Here is a 20987-nt window from a genome sequence, read left to right as displayed (position 1 = left end):
AGCGCTTTCAGTAACCCGGTTCTGAAGCCTACAGTCGATCAGCCGAACCGTCCAGGTTCCGAATCGGCGAGAACGTGCTAACTTGGTCGAGTGACCAATTTAGTCGACCGGCCAAGTTCGCCGCGCGGGGAGCGCCGCAGGCAACAGCTGGTCGCGGCCGGGATCGAGCTGCTCGGCGAGGGTGGCTGGCCCGCGGTGACGACGCGCGCGGTCGCCGAGCGCGGCGGGGCGAACCAGGGGCTGATCCACTACCACTTCGGCGGATTGCCCGGACTGCGCGAGGCGATCGCGCGGCGCGCCGGTGAGCTGGTGATCGAACCCGTGGTGGACGCCGTGCTCGCGGCGGGCAGTCCCGCCGCAGCGCTCGACGTGCTGCGCGAGGTCGTTCCCGCCGTCACCGCCGACGACCGGGTGGTCCGGCTCAGCGTGGAGCTGATCGCCGGGGCGGCCAGGGATCCGGCGCTGGCCGAGCTCTTCCGGGCCGGGTTGCGGCAGGCCCGCGCCCGCGTCGCCGACCACCTGGAGCAGCTGTACCCGGACCTGCCGGAACGCGACCGGGACGGCGCCGCCGTGCTGCTGGCCGCGCTGGTCGACGGGCTCGTGCTGCACGCGCTGCTCGATCCGGACCTGCCCGTGGGAATCGCACTGGACACGCTGGGGCGCCTCGGTGCCTCGGGAGGAGGGGAGTGACCGTGGAGATCGTCGCCAGACCGGAGCCGCCGACGGGGCTGCGGCGGCTGTTGTTCCGTCTGCCCAACAGGTTGTACCGCGTGGGGCTCGGCAGGCTGGTGCCCGCCCGCTTTCTGTATCTCATCCACATCGGACGCAAGTCGGGCAGGCGCAGGGACGTCGTGCTCGAGGTGGTGGGCACGCGCGAGGGCTCCTACTACCTGTGCTCCGGGTTCGGGGAGAAGGCCGACTGGTACCGCAACGTGCTCGCCACGCCCGAGGTCGACATCCAGGTCCGGGGTCGCGTCTCGCGGGCCAGGGTCGTGCCGCTCGAGGCCGAGGGCGGCGCCGACGTGATGGCCGCCTACGGTGCACGCAACCCGACGCTGGGCCGCAAACTCGCCCGCTACATGGGGTTCGCGGTGGACGGCGGCGAGGCGGACTTCCGGGAGGTCGGGCGCCGGATGCCGTTCGTGCGCCTCGATCCGGCCTAGCGTGGCCTGCCGAGCAGCTCGCGCAGTGCGGTGATGAGCTGTCCTCGGTTGGTCACGCCGATCTTGCCCCGGATCCGGGCCATGTGGTGTTCGACGGTCTTGCCCGAAATGTAGAGCCGGGCGCCGATCTGCTTGTAGGTCAGGCCCTCCACCACCAGGGCGGCGACCTGCTGTTCGCGTGAGCTCAGCACCGTCCTCGCCGTGGGGTGGGACGTGGGCGCCGCCGGTTCGCCACCGTGCGAGAGGCGCTGGAACTGGCGCGCCGTGTCGAGCAGCTGGGCCATTGCCGCGCGGTCGTCGGAGCGGATGGCGGCCTGCCCGGCCAGTCGAGCAGCGTCCCAGGGCAGGCCTAGTTCGTGCAGCGCGGTGGCGGCCACCGTCACCAGGTCCACGTCCGGCTTCGCGTCGAGGACGGTGAGCCAGGCGGCGCCCGCCTCCGTCAGCACGGCAGGGTAGCGGCCCGCGTCCGCGAACTCGCGCAGCCCGGCGAGCCCGTCCTCGGCGGCGGCCCTGTCCTCGGAGATCACGCTCGCGTAGAAGCGGGCCCAGCGGGTGGCGGTCGTCCACAGTGGTGGGTTGCCGAGTTCGGCGAGCAGCGTCGTGATCTGTTCGGCGACCGAGGCGACCGAGGACTCCTCGCCGAGACGTGCGGCCGTGATGGTGATCTCGTTCAGTGGCAACAGGGCGAACAGGGACACGGAGCTGCGCAGCAGCGCGTGGTAGGCCGTGCTCCACGCGCTGCGCAGGGCCGGCAGGTTGCTGGCGCGGCGCGCCGCGCCGAGCCGGAGCGCGGCGACGAACAGCTCGCCGCCGTCACCGGGGACGGGCCGCAGCCCGTGCGCCCGCTGCTCGGCCAGCGGCAGATCGCCCGCGAGCAGCGCCGCCCAGGCCAGCAGGACGCGGTTGCGCTCGGCGAAGGGCTGTTCCGCGCCCGCGGAGGCGAGCGCCGAGGCCAGCACGGTCTCGGCCGAGACCACCTCACCCCAGTGCAGTGCGGCGAGCGCGGCCAGCCCGGCAGGGGACTCGGGGAGCAGGGTGCCGGGGTTGGCCGGCCTGGCGAGCTCCGCGGCGCCGAGCAGCGTCGGCAACGTGCGTGCGGGTTCGGGGGACAGCGACTCCCGCAGCCCCGCCGACATCCGCTCGGCCACGCCCGCGAGCAGGGTGGGTCCCGCCGCGCTCGATGAGGGCGGGCCGGGCTCGGCCTTGCCGAGGCCGATGGAGACGATCTCGGCGAAGCGGGTCGCCGCGGGACCGCCCGCGAAACGCAGCAGCTCCTCGCCACGCGCGAGCTCCCCGCGTCGCGCCAGGGTGGTGCCCGCGATCAGCGCACCTTCGGCCCGGTGTTCGTCCCGCGTGCTCGTGAGCAGCTCGTCGCTGAGCAGTAGCGCCGTGTCGAAGTCGCCGCTGAGCGCCGAGGCGCGCGCCCATCCCGCGACGACGTCGCCGGTGCGCGGGCCCGCCGAGGCGGCGGCCCGGTAGAGGCGCACGGACACGGCGGGGTCGGTCGTCTCCGTCGCGGCTCTGCTGAAGATCCCGGCCGCCGTCGGGCCCGAGACGCCGGCATCGAGCAGCGCGTCGGCGAGCTCGGCCACCGGCAGCCCCGACCGCTGGTGGTTGTCGGCGATGCGGCCGAGTACGTCGCTGCGGCGCTGCGCGGGGTACTGCAGTCGCACGGCGTCGGCCACGATCGGCGCCGGGCGGCCGTCCGGCGCCAGCAGGCCCGCCGCCCGCGCGGTCTCGGCCACGAGGTCGGCGTCGGATCCGAACAGCTCGCTCAGCAGCTCGGTGTTCATCGCAGCCCCGGCGTCGGCGGCGATCACGAACCGCAGCACCGCGTCGTCGAGCACGGCCAGCTCGGCGCCGAACGCGTCGAGCACGGCGAGGTTGGCCTTCGCCGACGGGATCCAGGCCGAGCCCAGGCGCGCGGCGACGGGCAGCAGCCTCGACAGGAATCGCGGCACCCCGGCGGTGTAGCGGTGCAGCCGGGAGAGCAGGTCGTCGTCGAGTGAGGAGCCCGCCGCCGCGGTGAGCTCCGTGGTGCGGGCGAGGCTCAGCGGGCCGAGCGACAGCACGGCCGTGTCGCCGGCGAGTTCCGCGGCCAGCGCCCGCAGCGCCGGGGGCAGTGGGTGCGGCCTCGTGGCGAGGACCACTCGGGGCCAGCCGTCGCGCACCCGCTCGCGGACGCGGTCGATGGCGTTCTCGGACAGCAGGTGCGCGTCGTCCACCACGAGCGCCCGTTCGTCGCCGGATCCCGTGCCCGGATCGTCGACCACCTGCACGTCCGCCTTGTCGTAGGTGTCGGACAGTGCCGCGATCAGCGCGGACTTGCCGTAGCCGCCCGGCGCGGTGACGAGTACGTGGAGCCCCGACCGGGGGGCCTGCCGCACGGTGTCGAGCAGCCCCGAGGCCTCCTCGCCCAGGAGCGGCCCGCCCACCGCCGCGGCTTGGTCCAGCATCCGTTCCGCCTCCGTTCGTCGACACGTGCACCCGGTATTCGGAGCCGCTCCGCGTTCGGTTCACTCGATCGATGTGATTCGCGCGACCAGGCGATGCGCACAGTGATCCCCGGTGCCCCCTAGGGGGTGAGAGCGGGGTGCCCCGATGACGGGTGGAGGCGAACCGGGATCGAACACCGATGTGTCCCCGGGCTCGGCGGCCCTAGCGTGGCCGCCGAACCGATCAACACGTGACTGGGAGACACTTCCGTGCCCGAACAGAACTTGTACGACTTCGCGCTCAACCTGCTGACCGACCCCGAGGCCCGCTCGGCCTTCGACGCCGCGCCGCAGGACGTGCTGAACGGGGCGGGTCTGGGCGACATCACCCCGGGCGACGTCCAGGAGATCCTCCCGCTCGTGCTCGACTCGACGCAGATCCAGACCGTCGACTCGATCACCCAGGACCTGGGTGTGGAGAACGGGTTCTCCTCGGTCAACGACCTCGCGCAGAGCCTGGACTCCACCATCGCCGGTGGCGACATCGCCGGTGGAGACGTCGCCGGTGCCGTCACCGGAGCCGTCGAGGACGTCGCCGTGGGCGGCGCCGGGGTCGGCGCGGTTGAGAACGTGACCGGCCTGGCCGGCTTCGAGGGCCTCGACGACCTCACCGCTGGCGCCTCCTCGGTCGGCGACCTGAACGCGGTCACCGGCGACGTGGCGAACGCGGTCGAGGGCGGCGACCTGGGTGTCGGTGACATCGCCCCCGCCACCACCGTCGCGCCCGTCGCGCAGGACGTCGTCGGCGACGTCGCCTCGGGCATCGGCGAGGGCGCGCACGTCGGTCAGCTCAGCGAGGTCGGCAACGTCGGCCAGGTCGCGGGCGACGCCGCGAACCTCGACGTCGGTGGCGTGCTGAACGGCAACGACATCGACTTCTGATGAGCTCGGCGCGGGCCCTCGGCGATGGTGCCGGGGGCCCGCGCCCGTCATCCGTTCGGGCAACTCGGCAAACCGGCCGGGACACAGTTCCGAACCACCCCTGTCAGGTAGACACCACCGGAACTTCCCGGCGGACCCGCCGGGGCTCGCGCGACCTCGAGCACTGTCGCCGCGCGAAGGAAGGGAGACTGGAATTGTTCGGCAAACGCCATGCCGCGTCCATGATCAACCGAAGCGCGGAGAACGAGAAGGACCGTCGTCGTTTCCTCAGGGCGGCCGGGATGACCGGCCTCGGGGCCGTCGGCGCGGGAGCGCTCGGCGGGCTCGCGGCGCCGGCCGCCGCGGCACCGCGCAGCCGCGCGGCTTCGGCGGAGGAAGCAGCGGCCGAGGTCAGCGACAGCGCGGTGCTGAACTTCGCGCTGAACCTCGAATACCTCGAGGCGGAGTTCTACCTGTACGCCACGACCGGTCAGGGCCTGCCTGATTCCCTCACCTCCGGCACCGGGACGCCCGGGGGTGTCACCGGTGGCCGCGCCGTGCGGTTCACGAGCAGGGCCGCCCGCCAGTACGCGCAGGAGATCGCGTCGGACGAGAAGGCGCACGTCGAGTTCCTGCGCACGGCACTCGGTGGCGCGGCGGTGAGCCGTCCGGCCATCGACCTGCAGAGCAGCTTCACCGCGGCCGCGCAGGCGGCGGGCATCGTCAAGCCGGGGAGCTCGTTCGACGCCTTCGCGTGCGAAGAGAACTTCCTGCTCGCCGCGTACCTCTTCGAGGACGTCGGCGTGACGGCCTACAAGGGCGCGGCTCCGCTGATCACCAACAAGACCTACCTGGACGCCGCCGCGGGAATTCTCGCCGCTGAGGCCTACCACGCTGGCAACATCCGCAGTGCTCTCTACGAGCACAAGGGCGGTCTTCTGGGACTCGGGCTGCTCGGCCGCGACCTCAAGGAGGCGTCGGTCAAGCTCTCCGACGCCCGCGACAGCCTCGACGGCACCACCGACATCGACCAGGGCGTGGTCGACGGCGACGGGCGGGCGAACATCGTTCCCACCGACGCCAGCGGCATCACCTTCTCCCGCAGCCCCGGGCAGGTGCTCAACGTGGTCTATCTGACCAACCAGTCCGCCACCTCCGGCGGCTTCTTCCCGAGTGGCGTGAACGGAGACGTCAACGCCAGCGACGACAACTCCTGACGCCCCAGGCGTTTTCTAACCACGCCGCCCCGACGCGAGTGCCAGCGCGTCGCGGGCGGCGTCGGCGTCGGTGATCAACGTCGACACCATGCCCGAGCGCAGCACCGCATCCACCGCCTCCGCCTTCGGGGTGGTGTAGCCCAGCGCGATCACCTCGGGCACCTGGTGCAGTTCCTCGTGGCTGATCGCGAGCACGTGGTGGGAGAGCCCGGTCGACAGCGCGTTGCCCTCCGCGTCGAACAGTCTCGCCGCCACCTCGGCCCTGGCGCCGCGTTTGCTGATGGCGTCGCGCTCGGCGGGCGAGAGTGAGTCGTAGACCGTCGACTCGTTCTCCTGCCACGCGCCGATGCTGACCACCGCCTTGGTGAGACTGCGGAACTGGCCGAACGTCTCGGCGATGCCGGGCTGACGGCGTAGCGTCTCGGTGGTCCTGCGGTCGGGCAGCACGAGCGGCGCGTAGATGGGGTAGGCGTCGCCGCCGGAGATCCGCGCGAGGCCGCTCACCGTCTCGACCGAGCGGTCGCGCATGTCCATGCCCGCCTGTACACCGCAGAGCTGCACGATCGGGCAACGAGGCAGCGTGCTGATTTGCTCCGTCATAACGTTCACCGAGCGTGCCCAGGACAGGCCGATGACGTCGTCCTTGGTGGCGATCTCCGTGAGCAGCCGGGCGGCGAGTGCTCCGATCCGCCTGCGCAGCTCTGGTCTGGTCTCGTTCGGTTTCGCTCGTTCGAGCACCAGTGCGCGCTGAAGACCGTACGCGGAGCGCAGCTCGTCGGAGAGCGCGGGGTCGATGGGGGCCGGGAGGTCGAACTCGACGCGTACCAGACCGCTTTCCCTTGCACTGTCGAGAATTCGCGCGATTTTGAACCGGCTCAGACCGTACGCCTCCGCGATCTCGAGCTTCGACTCGCCCCGGACGTAGAAGCGGTGTGCGATCGATGCGGCCTGAACCGAATCAGACAACCCGAGGGGCCGACGTTGAGCGCTCATCTGAGCACTATAGCTTGAAATCCAGCCGAAAGGTTGACGTAACACCAGGCAAAGTTCTTCAATGCCTGGCACATGCAGTGGGCTTTATTCTTTGTTGACGCTCAGATGAGCGATGAGAGGTAGGTGGCATGCGGGCCGCGATCGTCGACCAGCCGGGGACCATCAGAGTTGGCGACGTGCCGGATCCCAAGCCGGGTGAACGGCAGGTCGTGGTGAAGGTGGGGGCGTGCGGCATCTGCGGCACCGACCTGCACATCGCCGACGGGCACTTCCCGCCCACCCCGTACCCGATCGTGCCCGGCCACGAGTTCGCGGGACAGATCGTGGAGCTCGGGGCCGACGTCCCCGGCGGCTGGAGCGTCGGCGACCGCGTGGCCGTCGACCCGTCGCTGTTCTGCGGCTACTGCACCCCGTGCCGCTCGGGCCACGGCAACCTCTGCGCCAACTGGGGCGCCACGGGCGACACCGTCGACGGTGCCTTCGCCGAGTACGTCGCCGTGCCCTCGGCCAACTGCTACCGCCTGCCCGACGAGCTGACCTTCCAGCAGGGCGCGCTCGTGGAACCCGTCTCGTGCGCGGTGCACGGCGTCCGCCGGATCGGCGTCGAGGCCGGTGAGCGCTTCCTCGTCATGGGTGCGGGCACGATGGGCCTGATCATGCAGCAGCTGCTGCAGCGCGCGGGCGCGCGCGTCACCGTCGTCGACCGCAACGCCGCCCGGTTGCCGAGGGCCACCGCGCTGGGCGCCGAGGCCGTCGTCACCGACGTCTCGGAGCTGAACGACGAGAAGTTCGACGCCGCGGCCGACTGCACCGGTGTGGTGCCTGCCATCGAGGCCGCGTTCGACTCACTGCGCAGAGGCGGCAGGCTGCTCGTCTTCGGTGTCGCGCCCGAGGAGGCGCGGGTGGCGCTGTCGCCGTTCCGGATCTACAACGACGAGATCACCATCGTCGGCTCGATGGCGGTGCTCAACAGCTTCGGTGCCGCGCTCGACCTCGTCGCCGCGGGCGCGATCGACACCGACGCCCTGCTCACCGACACGCTTTCGCTCGAGCAGTACCCGGACGCACTGGCGCTGATGCGCAGTGGTTCCGGTCTGAAGGTGCAGGTTGTTCCAGGCGGAGCCCCAGGAGGCAGCAACGATGCGTAACGCCTTCGGCAGACGGCGACGTGGCCGGCTGTCCGCGATCCTGCTGTCCGCCCTGCTGTTGGCCACCGGGTGCGCAGGCGCCGGTGCCATCGGCGCGGGCGGACAGACGCTGGTGATCGCGATCGTCGCCAACCCACAGATGAACGACGCCATCGCGTTGTCCGACCAGTTCGAACGCGACCACCCCGGCATCGAGCTCAAGTTCGTGTCACTGCCGGAGAACCAGGCCCGCGCGAAGATCACCGCGTCTACCGCCACGCAGGGCGGCGAGTTCGACGTGGTGATGATCAGCAACTACGAGACCCCGCAGTGGGCGGACAACGGCTGGCTGGAGAACCTGCAGCCCTACATCGACTCCACCGAGGGCTACGACGCCGACGACTTCATCCCGAGCATCCGCGAGTCGCTGTCCGACGACGGCGACATGTACGCGGTGCCCTTCTACGGCGAGTCGTCGTTCGTGGCCTACCGCAAGGACCTGTTCCAGCAGGCGGGGCTGACGATGCCGCAGAACCCGACGTGGGAGCAGATCGCGGGCTTCGCCGAGCAGCTCGACGATCCGGCGAACGGTGTCGCGGGGATCTGCCTGCGCGGCAAGCCGGGCTGGGGCGAGAGCCTCGCGCCGTTCTCGACGGTGGTCAACACCTTCGGCGCCCGTTACTTCGACGAGGACTGGAACGCACAGCTCACCTCGCCGGAGTTCAAGGAGGCGGCCAACTTCTACGTCAACCTGGTGCGTGAGCACGGCCAGACCGGCGCCTCCAGCGCGGGCTTCACCGAGTGCGGCACGCGCTACGGCCAGGGCGAGGCCGCGATGTGGTACGACGCGACGGTCATGGCAGGCACCAACGAGGACCCGGCCAGCAGCACCGTGGCCGGCAAGTCCGGCTACGTCTCGGCGCCGGTGAACAAGACCGACGCGAGCGGCTGGCTCTACACCTGGTCGCTGGCGCTGCCGAAGGTCACCGAGAACAAGGACGCCGCGTGGGAGTTCATGCGGTGGATGACCGACAAGCAGTTCGTGCAGACCGTGGGCGAGGAGTTCGGCTGGAACCGCGTTCCGCCGGGCGTGCGCCAGTCCACCTACGAGATCGACGAGTACACCGAGGCGGCCAAGGCCTACGCGCAGCCGACCCTCGACGGCATCCGTGAGGCCAACCAGGACAACACGATGACCGAGCCGGTGCCCTACCCGGGCATCCAGTTCGTCGGCATTCCCGAGTTCCAGGACCTGGGCACTCGGATCAGCCAGCAGCTCTCCGCCGCGATCGCCGGACAGAAGACGGTCGACGAGGCACTGGAGCAGGCGCAGGAGTACGCCGAGACGGTCGGCCAGGCCTACCGGGAGACGCAATGACGACGACAGAGGTCGCTCCTGCCCCGGCCGGCCGCGGTGCCGAGCAGCCGGCACCGCGCAGGCACGCCAGCCCGTGGAAGCGCAGAGCGCCGCTGCTGCCCGCGCTGATCTTCACCATCGCGGTGACCCAGATTCCGTTCCTGGTCACGGTGTTCTACTCGTTCCAGTCGTGGAACCTCGTGCGCCCCGGCTCGCAGTACTTCGTCGGGTTCCAGAACTACATCGACGTCTTCGCGGACAGCACCTTCCGCACCGCGATGCTCAACACCGTCGTGCTCACGGTGGTGTGCGTGTTCGTGTCGATGGTGCTGGGGCTCGGGCTGGCGTTGCTGCTCGACCGGAAGTTCACGGGCCGCAGCGTGGTCCGCACGCTCATCATCACGCCGTTTCTGATCCTGCCCGCGGCGGGCGCGCTGCTGTGGAAGACGGCGATGTTCGACCCGGTGCACGGGTTGCTCAACTTCGTCTTCGGCACCGACATCGACTGGCTGTCGGCGTACCCGCTCGGGTCGGTGATGACCCAGGTGATCTGGCAGTGGACGCCGTTCATGACGCTGCTGATCCTCGCCGGGCTGCAGGCGCAGTCCAAGGAGGTGCTGGAGGCCGCGCAGGTCGACGGTGCCGGACGGTGGCGGACGTTCGCGTCGATCACGCTGCCGCAGCTGAGCCGCTACCTGCAGCTGGCCGCGTTGCTCGGGGCGATCTACATCGTCAACTCGTTCGACGCGATCTACCTGATGACGCAGGGCGGTCCCGGCACGGCGAGCACCAACCTGCCCTTCTACATCTACCAGCGCGCGTTCGAGGGCTTCGACGTCGGACAGTCCTCGGCGATGGGCGTGATCGTGGTGATCCTGACGTTGATCGTGGCCACCTTCACCCTGCGCCTGATGTTCCGGACCTTCGATGTGAGCGGGGGTGTCAAATGAGGCTCGGTCGCATCTCGCTGACCGCGTTCACGTGGCTGGTCGCGATCCTGTTCGTCTTCCCCGTCATCTGGATGGTGCTGACGTCGTTCAAGACGGAGGCGGACGCCTACACCGATCCGCCCAAGCTGTTCTTCACGCCGACGCTGGAACAGTTCGCCGGCGTCTTCGAGCGCGGGTTCCTGCCCTACCTCGCCAACTCGGGCTTCGTCACGCTGATCTCGACGCTCGCCGTGCTGCTGCTGGCGATCCCGGCGTCGTACGCGTTGTCGATCTCGCCGGTCAAGGGCACGAGCAACGTGCTGGGCTTCTTCCTGTCCACGAAGATGCTGCCGATCGTCGCCGCGATCATCCCGCTGTACGTGATCTCGCAGAACCTGCAGCTGCTCGACAACGTGTGGGCGCTGATCATCCTCTACACGGCGATGAACCTGCCGCTGGCGATCTGGATGATGCGCTCGTTCTTCCTCGAGGTGCCGAAGGAGATGATCGAGGCCGCGCGGGTGGACGGCGCCAAGCTGCCGACCCTGCTCTACCGGGTCGTGCTGCCCGTCGTGGCTCCCGGCATCGCGGCGACCGCGCTGATCTGCGTGATCTTCTCCTGGACGGAGTTCTTCTACGCCGTCAACCTCTCCGCCGCGCGTGCGGGCACCGTGCCGGTGTTCCTGTCCGGCTTCATCACCAGTGAGGGCCTGTACTGGGCGCAGCTCTCCGCTGCCGCGCTGCTCGCCTCGCTGCCGGTGATGATCATCGGCTGGATCGCGCAGAACCACCTCGTCCGCGGCCTCTCCATGGGCGCCGTCAAGTAAAGGAGCTTGTCTCATGGCCGAAGTCGTCTACGCGGGCGCGTCGCGGATCTACTCCGGATCGACGCCGGTGAAGGCCGTCGACCAGCTCGACCTCTCCATCGCCGACGGCGAGTTCCTGGTGCTGGTCGGGCCTTCCGGGTCGGGTAAGTCGACGGCGCTGCGCATGGTCGCGGGGCTGGAGGACGTCGACGAGGGCGAGATCCGCATCGGCGATCGCGCCGTCACCGACCTGCCGCCGAAGGACCGCGACATCGCGATGGTGTTCCAGTCCTACGCGCTGTACCCGCACATGAGCGTCGCCGAGAACATGGGCTTCGCGCTCAAACTGAGGGGGATGTCCAAGGAGAAGGTCAGGGCGAAGGTCGACGAGGCGGCGGCGATGCTCGACCTCACGAAGTACCTCGACCGCAAGCCCAAGGCGCTCTCCGGTGGGCAGCGGCAGCGCGTGGCGATGGGCAGGGCGATCGTGCGCGAGCCCAGTGTGTTCCTCATGGACGAACCGCTGTCCAACTTGGACGCCAAGCTGAGGGTGGAGACGCGGGCCAACATCGCCGCGCTGCAGCGCAGGCTCTCCACCACCACGATCTACGTCACCCACGACCAGGTCGAGGCCATGACGATGGGCGACAGGGTCGCGGTGCTCAAGGACGGCCTGCTGCAGCAGTGCGCGTCGCCGAGGGAGCTCTACGACCGGCCGGCCAACACGTTCGTGGCCGGCTTCATCGGCTCACCGGCGATGAACCTGGCCAAGCTTCCACTGAGTGAGGCCGGGGTGACGCTGGGTGGGTTCACCGTGCCGCTGGACAGGGACGTGCTCGCGAGGGCCGGTGAGCTGAGCGAGGTGGTCGTCGGCGTGCGGCCCGAGTCGCTGCGGCTGGTCGGTGACGGCGAGGACGGGTTCGACCTCGTGGTGGAGCTGGTGGAGGAGCTCGGCGCCGACGCCTACGTGCACGGCAACGCGGGCGAAGGCCAGCGGATCGTCGTGCGCGTGGACGGCAGGACGCCGCCCCGGCTCGGTGAGAAGGTGCGCGTGGGCCTGCGTGAACTGGGCGAACTGCACGTGTTCGACCCCCAGTCGACGAAGTCGATCGCCCAAAGCTCGCAACCTCAGTGACGGCGTGTGGCGGAACGGCTACGATGTTCAGCGTCCCGCAGAAGGTGTGAGGAGAGCGAGTCTTCAATGTCCTCCGACAGTGCAGCAGTCGACCCCGAAATCGTCGTGCTCGACAACGGGGTGCCGACAGCCGCCCGAGTTTACGACGTCATGCTCAATGGCAAGGACAACTACGCGATCGACCGGCAGGTGGCCGAGGGGAGTCTGGGGATCATCCCCGAGCTCAAGGAGATCGCGTTGCACAACAGAGCGGTCCTGCACCGCGTTGTGCGGTACCTGGCCGCCGAGCAGGGGATCACGCAGTTCCTCGACCTCGGTTCCGGGCTTCCCACGGTCCGCAACACCCACGAGGTCGCTCAGGAGGCCAACCCCGACGCGAAGGTCGTCTACGTCGACATCGACCCGATCGTGCTCGCGCACGGCAGGGCGTTGCTCCAGGACAACGACAACACACGGGTCGTGACCGCCGATCTCCGTAAGCCCGACGAGGTGCTGAAGCACCCCGACGTGCAGGAGATGATCGACTTCAGCAAGCCGGTGTGCGTGATGCTCGTGGGCATCCTGCACCACCTGGCCGACGACGAGGACCCGAAGGGAATCGTCAAGGCGCTGCGCGAGGCCGCCGTGCCCGGTTCGTACTTCTTCATCACGAACTTCACGCGGCTCTCGGACTCGGAGGAGAGCGAGGAGCTGGAGCGGCAGCTGCTGGAGCAGCTGGGCACCGGCCGGGTGCGTACGCCCGCCGAGCTCGAAGAGTTCTTCGAGGGCCTGGAGATCCTGTCTCCCGGTCTCGTCCCGCTGCCGCTGTGGCGTCCGGAGGAGATCCTCACCGACGCCACGACCATCGGGGTGCGCTTCATGACCGGTGGGGTCGGCAAGAAGAACTGAACCACCGCGCTCGGCCGGCTGCACAGCTGCGGGCGTGGGCAGTCGTGGCAGAACGCGGGTGGGGCGACCGGAATCGGTCTCCCCACCCGCGTTCTCGTTTCCGGGGTCAACGCCGGTGCTTGCCGACCTTGTCCCGCACGCGGTCGATCAGGCCCGCACCACGGTCGACAATCTGGTTCGCCGGTGAGCGATCCGGGTTGCCGGGACGCGGCCGGGTGGGCGCGGTCTGCTTGGCCCGCGCCATCCGGTGGCCCAGCTGAACGAGCTCGTCGTCGCCGCACGCGTCGCGCAGTGCGGGCAGCAGGTGGGTCTCCTGGTCCTCGATGTGGCGCCGGACCGAGGCGATGAGCTGCTCCACCAGGCGGTCGAACTCCGGGCTCGCCGCGTCGAGGTCCTCGAGCCGCTTCATCACCCGCTCCGCCTCGGCGTGCTCGCCGATCTCGCGCTCGGCGATGGCGTCGCCGTCGTCGACGAACCTGCGCGCGGCCGGGTAGACGACCTGCTGCTCGCCAACGGAGTGCCGGACCAGATCCGCGATCACGCGATCGGTCAGCTTCTTGCGGCTGTGCTGATCCAGGTTCGCGTCCCGCAGCTGGGAGAACCGTCGTTCCGTCTCGGTGTGGGCGTCCCGGATGAGGTCGATCAGGTCGCGGGTACCGGAGAAGGAGGTGGTCATGGTCGCCTCCTGGAGGCTCCTCGGGGTCTGTCCTGTTCGGCTACCCGGCGCCAGGATCACGAAAACGCTCACGAGCGCCGCTCGGCGACCGTGAGGATCACCGCCCGCGCGGCCGCGAGCACGGGCACCGCGAACAGCAGGCCGGCGATGCCGGCCTCCGCGCCGCCGATCACCAGCGCCACCAGCACGATCGCCGGGTGCAGGCGCGAGACGTTGCCCTGCAGCACGGGCTGGAGCACGTTGCCCTCCAGTTGCTGCACCGCCAGCACCACACCGAGGATGACGAGCGCCGCCCCGAGTCCGTTGCTCACCAGCGTCACCGCGACGGCGAGCACGCCGGAGGTGACGGCGCCGACGTAGGGCACGAACCCGCCGAGGAACACCAGCGCCGCGAGCGGCACCGCCAGCGGCACGCCGACGATCACCAGCCCGATGCCGATGCCGAGCGCGTCGATGAGGGCGACCAGCGCGGTGACCCACACGTACGACACGACGCCGCGATAAGCCCTGCGGCCCGCCTGGTCGAGCAGGTCGCGCGTCTGCGTGCGGAACGGGCTGATCAGGAACCGCCACATGCGGGGGCCGTCGTAGAGGAACATCACCAGGAGCACAGTGGACAGCAAGAGTCCCACCACGATGGAGCTCGCGGTGTTGAACGCGCCCAGTGCCTGCGACACCACGGCCTGCTGGTTGCCACCCAGCCAGTCCCGCACCCGGTCGAAGAGAGCTCCGTCGATGTCCAACGGCCCGGTCTGCAGCCATTCCTGGACCCGCGAGACGCTCTGCGTGACGCGCTCACGCAGTTCGTCGAAGCTGTTGACGATCGAGAACACCACGAACGTCACGATGCCGCCCGCCACGGCCAGTCCCGCGACGAACGAGGCGAGCACCGACAGTGCCCGTGGCCAGCGGTGCCTGTTCAGGAACGAGACCAACGGCTGCAGGAACGCCGAGAGCAGCAGCGCTACCGCGATCGGGATCAGCACGTAGCCGAGGTGCTGCACCACGTTGCGCAATGCCCACACCGCGAGGAACACCAGCAGCAGCTCGGCCGAGACGGTGGCCGCGCGGTGCAGCAGGTCCGCGGTCAGGCGCACGCGCGGATTGGCCATACCGTGCGGGTATCCATACCCGTGTGGGTGAAACGGGGCCGTTTGAACCGAAAGTTGTGGTGGTACCCACGCGGTCCCGAAGTGGTCCGTGCCGCCGAGTGAGCCCCGGAGCCGATGATGCTGAGTCATGACGAACGGCGGGAACTGAACGCGATCGAGCAACGGTTCGAAAGCGACGAACCCGAACTCGCGGCGGCACTCAGTACCTGCAGCGAGCCGCCCGGTCCTTCACTGACCAAGATGGCCAGGCTGGCACTGGACCTGCTCGCGGGTCTGGTCCTGCTGCTGGGCGCGATCACGTTGCACTGGGGGCTCGTGTTCGTCGGCGCGCTGTTGCTCGGCTGCGCGGCGTGCGCGCATCTCGGCGGGTGGACCGACCCGAGCCCGCCGGTGCAGTACCGGCGGGTGGAGTGACCGCCCGGCGGCTCAGGCCTGCCAGGTGATGCCAGTGATGCGCTCGTAGGCCTCGGTGTAGCGGGCGCGCGTGGCCTCGACGATATCGGCGGGCACCTCGGGCCCCGGAGGCGTGCGGTCCCAGTCGGTGCTGGTCGCCCAGTCGCGGACGAACTGCTTGTCGAAGGCGTGCTGCGGCCTGCCCGGCTCCCACTCGTCGGCGGGCCAGAACCGCGACGAGTCCGAGGTCAGCACCTCGTCGGCGAGCACGAGGGTACCGTCGGTGTCGCGGCCGAACTCCAGTTTCGTGTCGGCCACGAGGATGCCCTGCTCGGCGGCGTGTTCGGCGCCCCTGCGGTAGATCTCCAGCGTGAGCTCGCGCAGCCGCTCCGCGGTCTCGCTGCCCTCCTGGTTCACCACGTCGGCGAAGGTGATGAACTCGTCGTGGCCGACCTCGGCCTTGGTGGTGGGCGTGAAGATCGGCTCGGGCAGCTTGCTGCCCTCCTGCAGGCCAGGGGGCAGCGCGACACCCGAGACCGTGCCGTATTTCTGGTACTCCTTCAGACCGAGCCCGGCGAGGTAGCCGCGCGCGATGCACTCCACCTTCACCATCTCCAGCGGCTTGCAGCGGATGGCCCTGCGCGCGAACTCGGGCGGCACGTCGGTGCCGGAGACCACGTGGTTGGGCACGACGTCGCCGAAGCGTTCGAACCACCACAGCGACAGCTGCGTGAGCAGAGCGCCCTTGCCGGGAATGGGCGTCGGCAGCGTCACGTCGTAGACCGAGACCCGGTCGGAGGCGACGAGCAGGATGTCGCCCCGGTCCTCGTAGAGATCCCTGACCTTGCCCGCGTGGATGTGCTTCACGCGGGTCAGCATACGTACGAGTCGGCGAGGCCGTGTTCGGGCAGCCGGTGAGCGAGGGCGACCCCGAGCGAGGCGGCGAGACGGCGGGGAGACGCTGTGGTGCGGCGCGGACGTACCTCGAGGCGTGACCGCCCAGCGCGCGCGACCGTGTCTGTCTCGCCTGACACGTGCTCGTTCGGCCTCACCCGGAGAGACCGAAGCGTCATGCCGCGCTGCACCGCGTTACTAATTTCTGTTGTCCGGCAAGCGAAAACTCCCGCCACCGGGCACAATGTCGCCGCCAGCCCGGCCACCACGGGGCCGCCGTTCGCAGTAGAATCTGGTGCCCTGTGCGGAGCAAGATCACGCGGAGCGAACTGGGCTCAGTCCCGAGGAGGCGTACTCGAAAGTGGCACTCCCTGTTGGAACCGAAGGCCAGCACGAGGCCGAGCAGCCGAGCATCGCGAGGGTGCACGACTGCTGGCTGGAGGGATCGCACCACACTGAGCTCGACCGCAAGTACGCCGACCACATCGCCCTCTGCGCGCCCCACGTGCCGTACCTGGTCAGGGAGTCGCGCCAGCTGCTGAGGCGGATGGTGGCCCACCTGGTCGACCAGGGCGTGCGCCAGTTCCTCGACCTCGGCTCGGGAATCCCCACCGAGGGCCACGTGCACGAGATCGCCCAGAGCCTCGACCCGGCCTGCCGGGTCGTGTACGTCGACAACGACCCGAACGTCGTGGCCGATGGCGCGGCCCTGGTGGCGGACGACCCGGGCGTGGCCTTCGTGGAGGGGACAATCCTTGACGCGGCCGGGATCCTCGGCGCCCCGGAGACCCGCGAGCTGCTCGACCTCACCCAGCCGGTCGCCGTGCTCATGATCGAGACGTTGCTGTACCTGCACGACGAGCAGAACCCCGGTGCCGTCGTGCGGTCCTTCGTCGACGCCGTCCCGTCCGGCAGCTACGTCGGGATCGTGCACTTCAGCCAGAACGAGGAGCTGGACCAGGGTCTGAACCTGTTCAGCCGCATGTTCGGCGCTCCTCCCATCGTCACGTTGCGGGACCGCGAGGTTCTGGTGGACTTCTTCGCGGGTCTCGAGCTGGTGGAGCCCGGCATCGTCCCGGTTCCGTTGTGGCGCCCCGACGACGAGGACACCGTCCGCAATCCCGAGACGGTGCAGGTGCACGCGGGCCTCGGCCGCAAGCTCTGAGCGGTCAGAGATTGCCGAGTGCCGTGGCGACGAGCAGCACCTCGGAGAGTGCGACGAGGGTCAGCGACCGCGTGAGCATCCGGCGCGCGCTGGGGGCCGCGTGGCCGGACGGCCGCAACGCCAGTACGGCCAGCCATCCGGTGAAGATCGCGTGCCCCGCGCTGCCGAGCAGCGCCCACGCCGGTCCGTAGTGCAGCCACAGCCCGGCGACGAGCAGGACGAGCCCGGCCACGAGCACGGCGCACGTGAGCACGCGAGTACCTCGCACGCCGAAGCGAGCGACGGGGACGGCGATGCCCGTCGCCGCGTCGGCCGCGCGGTCGGGTAGCGACCACCACAGGGTCCGGCCCGTGGACAGCACACCGACGCCCGCGGCGAGCAGCCACGCCGATCCCGGCACCGCGTGCGACACGGCGGCGTAGGAGAGCAGGAACGGCAGCCCCACCGACGCGATCCCGAACGCGGCCGGTCCGGCGAGCCCACGCCGCTTCAGCCGCAGCGGCTCCAGGTTGTAGGCCACCTGCAACGCGATGATCGCCGCCGCGACCAGAGCGACGGGCCACGACCCGGTCCACACCGTGACCACGCACGCCAGCGCTGCGCCGACGGTCAGCTCGGTGACCGCCCACCGCAGCGTGCGGACTCTGCCGACACCCGTGGTGGCGGAGGCGAGATAGCGCTTCTCCGGGTTCCGTTCGTCGGCGCGCAGGTCGGCGGCGACGTTGAGGGCGAGCGGACCGACGATGAGCAGCAGGTTCGCGACCACGGCCAGCAGCACGGGAATCGCGGCCTGCTCGGCACCGTCCGCGGCGACGCACGCGCCGAGCACCGCGTAACAGAGGTAGCTCACCGGCAGCGTGTACTCGAGGCGGTGGACGACGGCGAGGTCACGCCACCGCGGCGCCGTCAGTCGTGACATGCCGTGACGGTCATGCGCAGCCGCCTCGACGGCGCCATCGCGTGGCCGCGGATCGCCGGCACACCGGCCTTCTCCCCGACACTGCGCGGTTCGCGCCTGCGCAGCAGTGCCGCCGTGATCATCCGCGCCTCCAGCAGCCCGAGGCCGCTGCCGGGGCAGTGGCGTGCACCTCCGCCGAACGGAAGGTAGTGCTGCGTGGGCAGGCGGGCGCCGAGGAACCGGCCAGGGTCGAAGCGGTGCGGGCAGCGGAAGGAGTCCGGCCTGCGGTGGGCGAGGTAGATGCTGGGGGAGAGCACGGTCCCGCGCGGCAGCTCGCGGCCGAGCAGCCGCGCCTTGCCGGTCAGCCTGCGGTTGCCCGCGATGAGCACGGGTGGACTGAGTCGCAGCGACTCCCGTACGCAAGCCTGCAGCAGCGGCACGGCGTTCGCGTCCGCACCGCTGTCCGATGTGGAACGCAACTCGTCGAGCACGTCGCGGCGCACGTCGGGATTCCGGTCGAGCCAGCACACCGTCCACGCCGTCGCCGACGCCGTGGTCTCGTGTCCGGCGAAGAGCAGCGACACGATCTGGTCGCGCAGCTCCTCGTCGCCGACCCCGCCGAGCGGGCCGTCCGGGTCCACCAGCAGCGCGGCCAGCGCGGGGGGCCGCGCCGCGCGCGCGATACGCACGAGCTCGCGGTCCAGCGCGGGATCCGAGGCCGGCAGCCCGCCCCTGAACAGCCGGTACGCCAGCGACCGGACCGGGGAACCGAGCGCGCGTTCGAGCCACGCCGTGAGCTCACGCAGCACCGGCGGACCGTCGGCACCGAGCAGGATCCGGCTCGCGATGTCGAGGGTCACCTGCCGCGTCCACTCCGGCAGCGCGAACTCCGTGCCCGGCCGCAGCTCCGTGAGCGCGCGGTCGACGGCGTCGGAGATGAGGCCGTGGAAGTCGGCGAGCCTGCGTGAGCCCAGCGCCGGGCCGAGCAGCGTCCGGTAGGTGCCGTAGCGCGGGCCGTCCAGCCACAGCAGCGAGTGCGGGCCGAGCAGCGGCCGCATCGAGCGGCTGCCAGGGTGGTCGAGCCCGCTGTCCTCGCGGAAGATCCACTCGATCGCCTCCGGCTGCCACACCAGCAGCTTCGGGTGCGGCTCGCCGCTCAGTTCGACGAAGCCTTCCGGCCGGTGCGCCTGGGAGTCAAGAAAGGACAGCGTGCGCAGTGCCATGCGCAGCTCGGTCCTGTTCATCCCGCGCCGATCCGTTCCGGCTCGAGCAACGCGGCCACCGCCGGGGTGGTGCGGGCCAGGTGCAGGGCGGCGAGGATCTCGGTCTCCACGATCCGCAACGGGGTGTAGAGGTCCTTGTCGTGCCACAGCGCGGGATGCTCGGCCTGGGGCCTTCGCAGGTACGTCGCGCCCCTGGCCGCCGCGTGCTCGCCCGCACGGATCGCCGGGTGCAGCAGGGTGCGCATCGCGTACGCCGTCTCCTCCGCGGTGCCGTCCCAGTGCCCCCACGAGCCGTCCTCGCGCTGGGTGGCAAGCAGCCACGCCACGGCCTTGCGCACGGCGGGTTCGGCCTCGGGGCCGCCGTGCTCGGCCAGCGCCGTCGCGCAGCACACCGTGGCGTAGTAGGGCGAGGCGTGCCACTTGTCCCGCCAGCTGCCGTCGCTCTGCTGGCACTCGGCGAGCCAGCGGGTGACCCTGCCCGCCGCCGCGACGTAGCGGTCGCGGTCGGGCAGCTCCGGCGTGAGCGAGGCCCCGATGGCCTGCAGCACATGGGCGTTGGTGCTCGTCGACGGAGTGCGTTCGTCGGGAAAGCACGCGAAGTGCTCGCCCGTGTCGTAGGTCCACAGGCACTCGGGCGAGCGCGGGCTGCCCAGCAGCGCCAGCGCCAGCAGCGCGGTGGCCGTGTCGTCGGCGTCGGGCGGCAGGCCCCAGCCGCCCGCGGCGCCCTCGTCGGTGAACGCGGCGTGCAGGCTGGCGACCAGGTCGGGCGGGGCGTGGAAACGCACTCCGATTCCGGCCAGAGTGGACAGCACCCACGAGCGTTCGAACAGTGCCAGCGGTGCGGCGACGGGGATTCCGCCGGTGGGATCCTGCACCGCGCGCAGGTAGCGCACGCACGGGTCGTGCTCGTCGCGGACGGCCCGGTCGCCGAGCCACGCCGCGGTCGCGGCGGGGGAGCAGCCCACCACGGTGCCCTGCGCGGGGGTCACGAATGCCGCGCCCTGCGCGGGCGGGCCGACGATCTCCAGCGAGTGCAACAGCTTGTCGGGCAGCGGGTAGTCGTGCGCCACGGCCGAGCGCAGCTGTGCGAGCAGGTCCGCGTAGGTGCCTTTCGGCGTGGGGAGTGGCACACTGCCGACGCGCTCGAGCTGGTCGTTGATGTCGTCGACGAGCCCGGGCACCATCAGCTCGACCGCCACGGTGTCGGGCAGGGAGTCGTTGTCGCGCAACCGGTTCGTGAGCGCGTGCAGTCCGCGGGCGGCCGCGTCACCGACCCGAGGCGCCGCCGCGGGCCTGCGCTGCTCGCGCATCAGCGCGTCGACGGCACTGAGCGTGGGCACGATGTCGTAGTCGCCGGGACCGCCCCAGCGGCCGTCGGATCGCTGCTGTCGCAACAGGAAGTCCACGCGCCGCTCGTGCTCCGGCAGGGACGGGGTGAGCGCGACGAGCCTGCCCGTCTCGTAGACGGACGGCGAGAACCGTCCCCACGGATCGGCGGACATGTCGGCCACGAGCGCTGTCGCCGTCTCGGTCGTCGTCTCCAGCCAGGAACCGCGCGAGCTCATGGGCACTCCTCGACGGGTCAGCGCAGGATGAGTATCGGGTCGGCCACTTCGATGATCAAAACTTAAAGTAGCACTTGTGGGCAAGGTGTC

Annotated in this window: 20 protein-coding genes; 12 read left to right on the top strand and 8 right to left on the bottom strand. The window is 70.3% G+C overall.

Annotated elements, in window-relative coordinates:
• Positions 1 to 90 precede the first annotated feature (90 nt).
• Positions 91 to 690, top strand: a complete 600-nt coding sequence (locus JHE00_RS21980) for a TetR/AcrR family transcriptional regulator (RefSeq protein ID WP_200321084.1) — start codon at positions 91 to 93, stop codon at positions 688 to 690.
• The gene (locus JHE00_RS21975; protein ID WP_307832054.1) at positions 687 to 1163 is read left to right on the top strand and encodes a nitroreductase family deazaflavin-dependent oxidoreductase; all 477 of its coding nucleotides are present in this window, start codon (positions 687 to 689) and stop codon (positions 1161 to 1163) included. Before JHE00_RS21980 ends, JHE00_RS21975 begins: the two co-directional genes overlap by 4 nt.
• Here JHE00_RS21975 and JHE00_RS21970 read toward each other — a convergent pair.
• Complete coding sequence (locus JHE00_RS21970) at positions 1160 to 3619, bottom strand: helix-turn-helix domain-containing protein (protein WP_200321082.1); 2460 nt, start codon at positions 3617 to 3619, stop codon at positions 1160 to 1162. The two genes, JHE00_RS21975 and JHE00_RS21970, sit on opposite strands and share 4 nt — an antisense overlap.
• Positions 3620 to 3868: 249 nt before the next feature.
• Here JHE00_RS21970 and JHE00_RS21965 point away from each other — a divergent pair, with 249 nt between their 5' ends.
• Together JHE00_RS21965 and JHE00_RS21960 are read left to right on the top strand one after the other, a co-directional pair.
• Positions 3869 to 4540, top strand: coding sequence for an IniB N-terminal domain-containing protein (locus tag JHE00_RS21965; protein ID WP_200321080.1), 672 nt, complete (start codon positions 3869 to 3871; stop codon positions 4538 to 4540).
• Between the two features lie 194 nt (positions 4541 to 4734).
• Positions 4735 to 5736: a ferritin-like domain-containing protein gene (locus JHE00_RS21960; protein ID WP_200321078.1), complete on the top strand. Its 1002-nt coding sequence runs from the start codon at positions 4735 to 4737 to the stop codon at positions 5734 to 5736.
• Positions 5737 to 5751: 15 nt separating this feature from the next.
• Here JHE00_RS21960 and JHE00_RS21955 read toward each other — a convergent pair whose 3' ends face one another.
• Complete coding sequence (locus tag JHE00_RS21955) at positions 5752 to 6729, bottom strand: sugar-binding transcriptional regulator (protein ID WP_200321076.1); 978 nt, start codon at positions 6727 to 6729, stop codon at positions 5752 to 5754.
• 128 nt (positions 6730 to 6857) lie between these two features.
• On the opposite strand from JHE00_RS21955, the gene JHE00_RS21950 reads away from it, so the two are divergent.
• From JHE00_RS21950 to JHE00_RS21925, 6 genes are all read left to right on the top strand, one after another.
• On the top strand, positions 6858 to 7877 hold the full coding sequence (locus JHE00_RS21950; protein WP_200321074.1) for a zinc-dependent alcohol dehydrogenase family protein: 1020 nt from the start codon (positions 6858 to 6860) through the stop codon (positions 7875 to 7877).
• Positions 7870 to 9234, top strand: coding sequence for an ABC transporter substrate-binding protein (locus JHE00_RS21945; RefSeq protein ID WP_200321072.1), 1365 nt, complete (start codon positions 7870 to 7872; stop codon positions 9232 to 9234). Before JHE00_RS21950 ends, JHE00_RS21945 begins: the two co-directional genes overlap by 8 nt.
• Complete coding sequence (locus JHE00_RS21940; RefSeq protein WP_200321070.1) at positions 9231 to 10163, top strand: carbohydrate ABC transporter permease; 933 nt, start codon at positions 9231 to 9233, stop codon at positions 10161 to 10163. The genes JHE00_RS21945 and JHE00_RS21940 overlap by 4 nt, the downstream gene beginning before the upstream one ends.
• Positions 10160 to 10969, top strand: a complete 810-nt coding sequence (locus JHE00_RS21935) for a carbohydrate ABC transporter permease (protein WP_200321068.1) — start codon at positions 10160 to 10162, stop codon at positions 10967 to 10969. Before JHE00_RS21940 ends, JHE00_RS21935 begins: the two co-directional genes overlap by 4 nt.
• A gap of 13 nt (positions 10970 to 10982) precedes the next feature.
• Positions 10983 to 12083: an ABC transporter ATP-binding protein gene (locus JHE00_RS21930; RefSeq protein ID WP_200321066.1), complete on the top strand. Its 1101-nt coding sequence runs from the start codon at positions 10983 to 10985 to the stop codon at positions 12081 to 12083.
• Positions 12084 to 12149: 66 nt separating this feature from the next.
• Positions 12150 to 12971 (top strand): SAM-dependent methyltransferase, encoded by an 822-nt coding sequence (locus JHE00_RS21925; protein WP_200321064.1) that lies wholly within the window; start codon positions 12150 to 12152, stop codon positions 12969 to 12971.
• A gap of 106 nt (positions 12972 to 13077) precedes the next feature.
• Here JHE00_RS21925 and JHE00_RS21920 read toward each other — a convergent pair whose 3' ends face one another.
• Entirely contained in the window at positions 13078 to 13647 is a 570-nt protein-coding gene (locus JHE00_RS21920; RefSeq protein ID WP_200321062.1) for a hemerythrin domain-containing protein, read from the bottom strand.
• Positions 13648 to 13715: 68 nt separating this feature from the next.
• On the bottom strand, positions 13716 to 14759 hold the full coding sequence (locus JHE00_RS21915) for an AI-2E family transporter (protein WP_200321060.1): 1044 nt from the start codon (positions 14757 to 14759) through the stop codon (positions 13716 to 13718).
• 114 nt (positions 14760 to 14873) lie between these two features.
• Between JHE00_RS21915 and JHE00_RS21910 the strand changes: the two genes are divergently transcribed.
• Positions 14874 to 15173 (top strand): DUF3040 domain-containing protein, encoded by a 300-nt coding sequence (locus JHE00_RS21910; RefSeq protein ID WP_200321058.1) that lies wholly within the window; start codon positions 14874 to 14876, stop codon positions 15171 to 15173.
• A 12-nt stretch (positions 15174 to 15185) separates the two neighbouring features.
• Here JHE00_RS21910 and JHE00_RS21905 read toward each other — a convergent pair whose 3' ends face one another.
• A complete protein-coding gene (locus JHE00_RS21905) occupies positions 15186 to 16019 on the bottom strand; it encodes a phosphoribosylaminoimidazolesuccinocarboxamide synthase (protein WP_200321056.1) in 834 nt (277 codons plus the stop codon).
• 388 nt (positions 16020 to 16407) lie between these two features.
• Between JHE00_RS21905 and JHE00_RS21900 the strand changes: the two genes are divergently transcribed.
• Positions 16408 to 17211: an SAM-dependent methyltransferase gene (locus tag JHE00_RS21900; RefSeq protein ID WP_200321054.1), complete on the top strand. Its 804-nt coding sequence runs from the start codon at positions 16408 to 16410 to the stop codon at positions 17209 to 17211.
• Positions 17212 to 17215: 4 nt separating this feature from the next.
• Here the strand turns inward: JHE00_RS21900 and JHE00_RS21895 are convergent, their stop codons facing one another.
• From JHE00_RS21895 to JHE00_RS21885, 3 genes are read right to left on the bottom strand one after another with little or no spacing between them, the layout of a single operon-like run.
• Positions 17216 to 18130, bottom strand: a complete 915-nt coding sequence (locus tag JHE00_RS21895) for a UbiA family prenyltransferase (RefSeq protein WP_200321052.1) — start codon at positions 18128 to 18130, stop codon at positions 17216 to 17218.
• Complete coding sequence (locus JHE00_RS21890; protein WP_200321049.1) at positions 18118 to 19353, bottom strand: cytochrome P450; 1236 nt, start codon at positions 19351 to 19353, stop codon at positions 18118 to 18120. Before JHE00_RS21890 ends, JHE00_RS21895 begins: the two co-directional genes overlap by 13 nt.
• Positions 19350 to 20897, bottom strand: coding sequence for a prenyltransferase/squalene oxidase repeat-containing protein (locus tag JHE00_RS21885; RefSeq protein WP_200321047.1), 1548 nt, complete (start codon positions 20895 to 20897; stop codon positions 19350 to 19352). The genes JHE00_RS21890 and JHE00_RS21885 overlap by 4 nt, the downstream gene beginning before the upstream one ends.
• Between the last annotated feature and the right edge of the window lie 90 nt (positions 20898 to 20987).

The organism is Prauserella cavernicola (assembly GCF_016595675.1).
GTDB lineage: Bacteria > Actinomycetota > Actinomycetes > Mycobacteriales > Pseudonocardiaceae > Prauserella_A > Prauserella_A cavernicola.
Note: the sequence above shows the minus strand (reverse complement) of the source record. Positions and strands in the feature narration are given on the sequence as shown.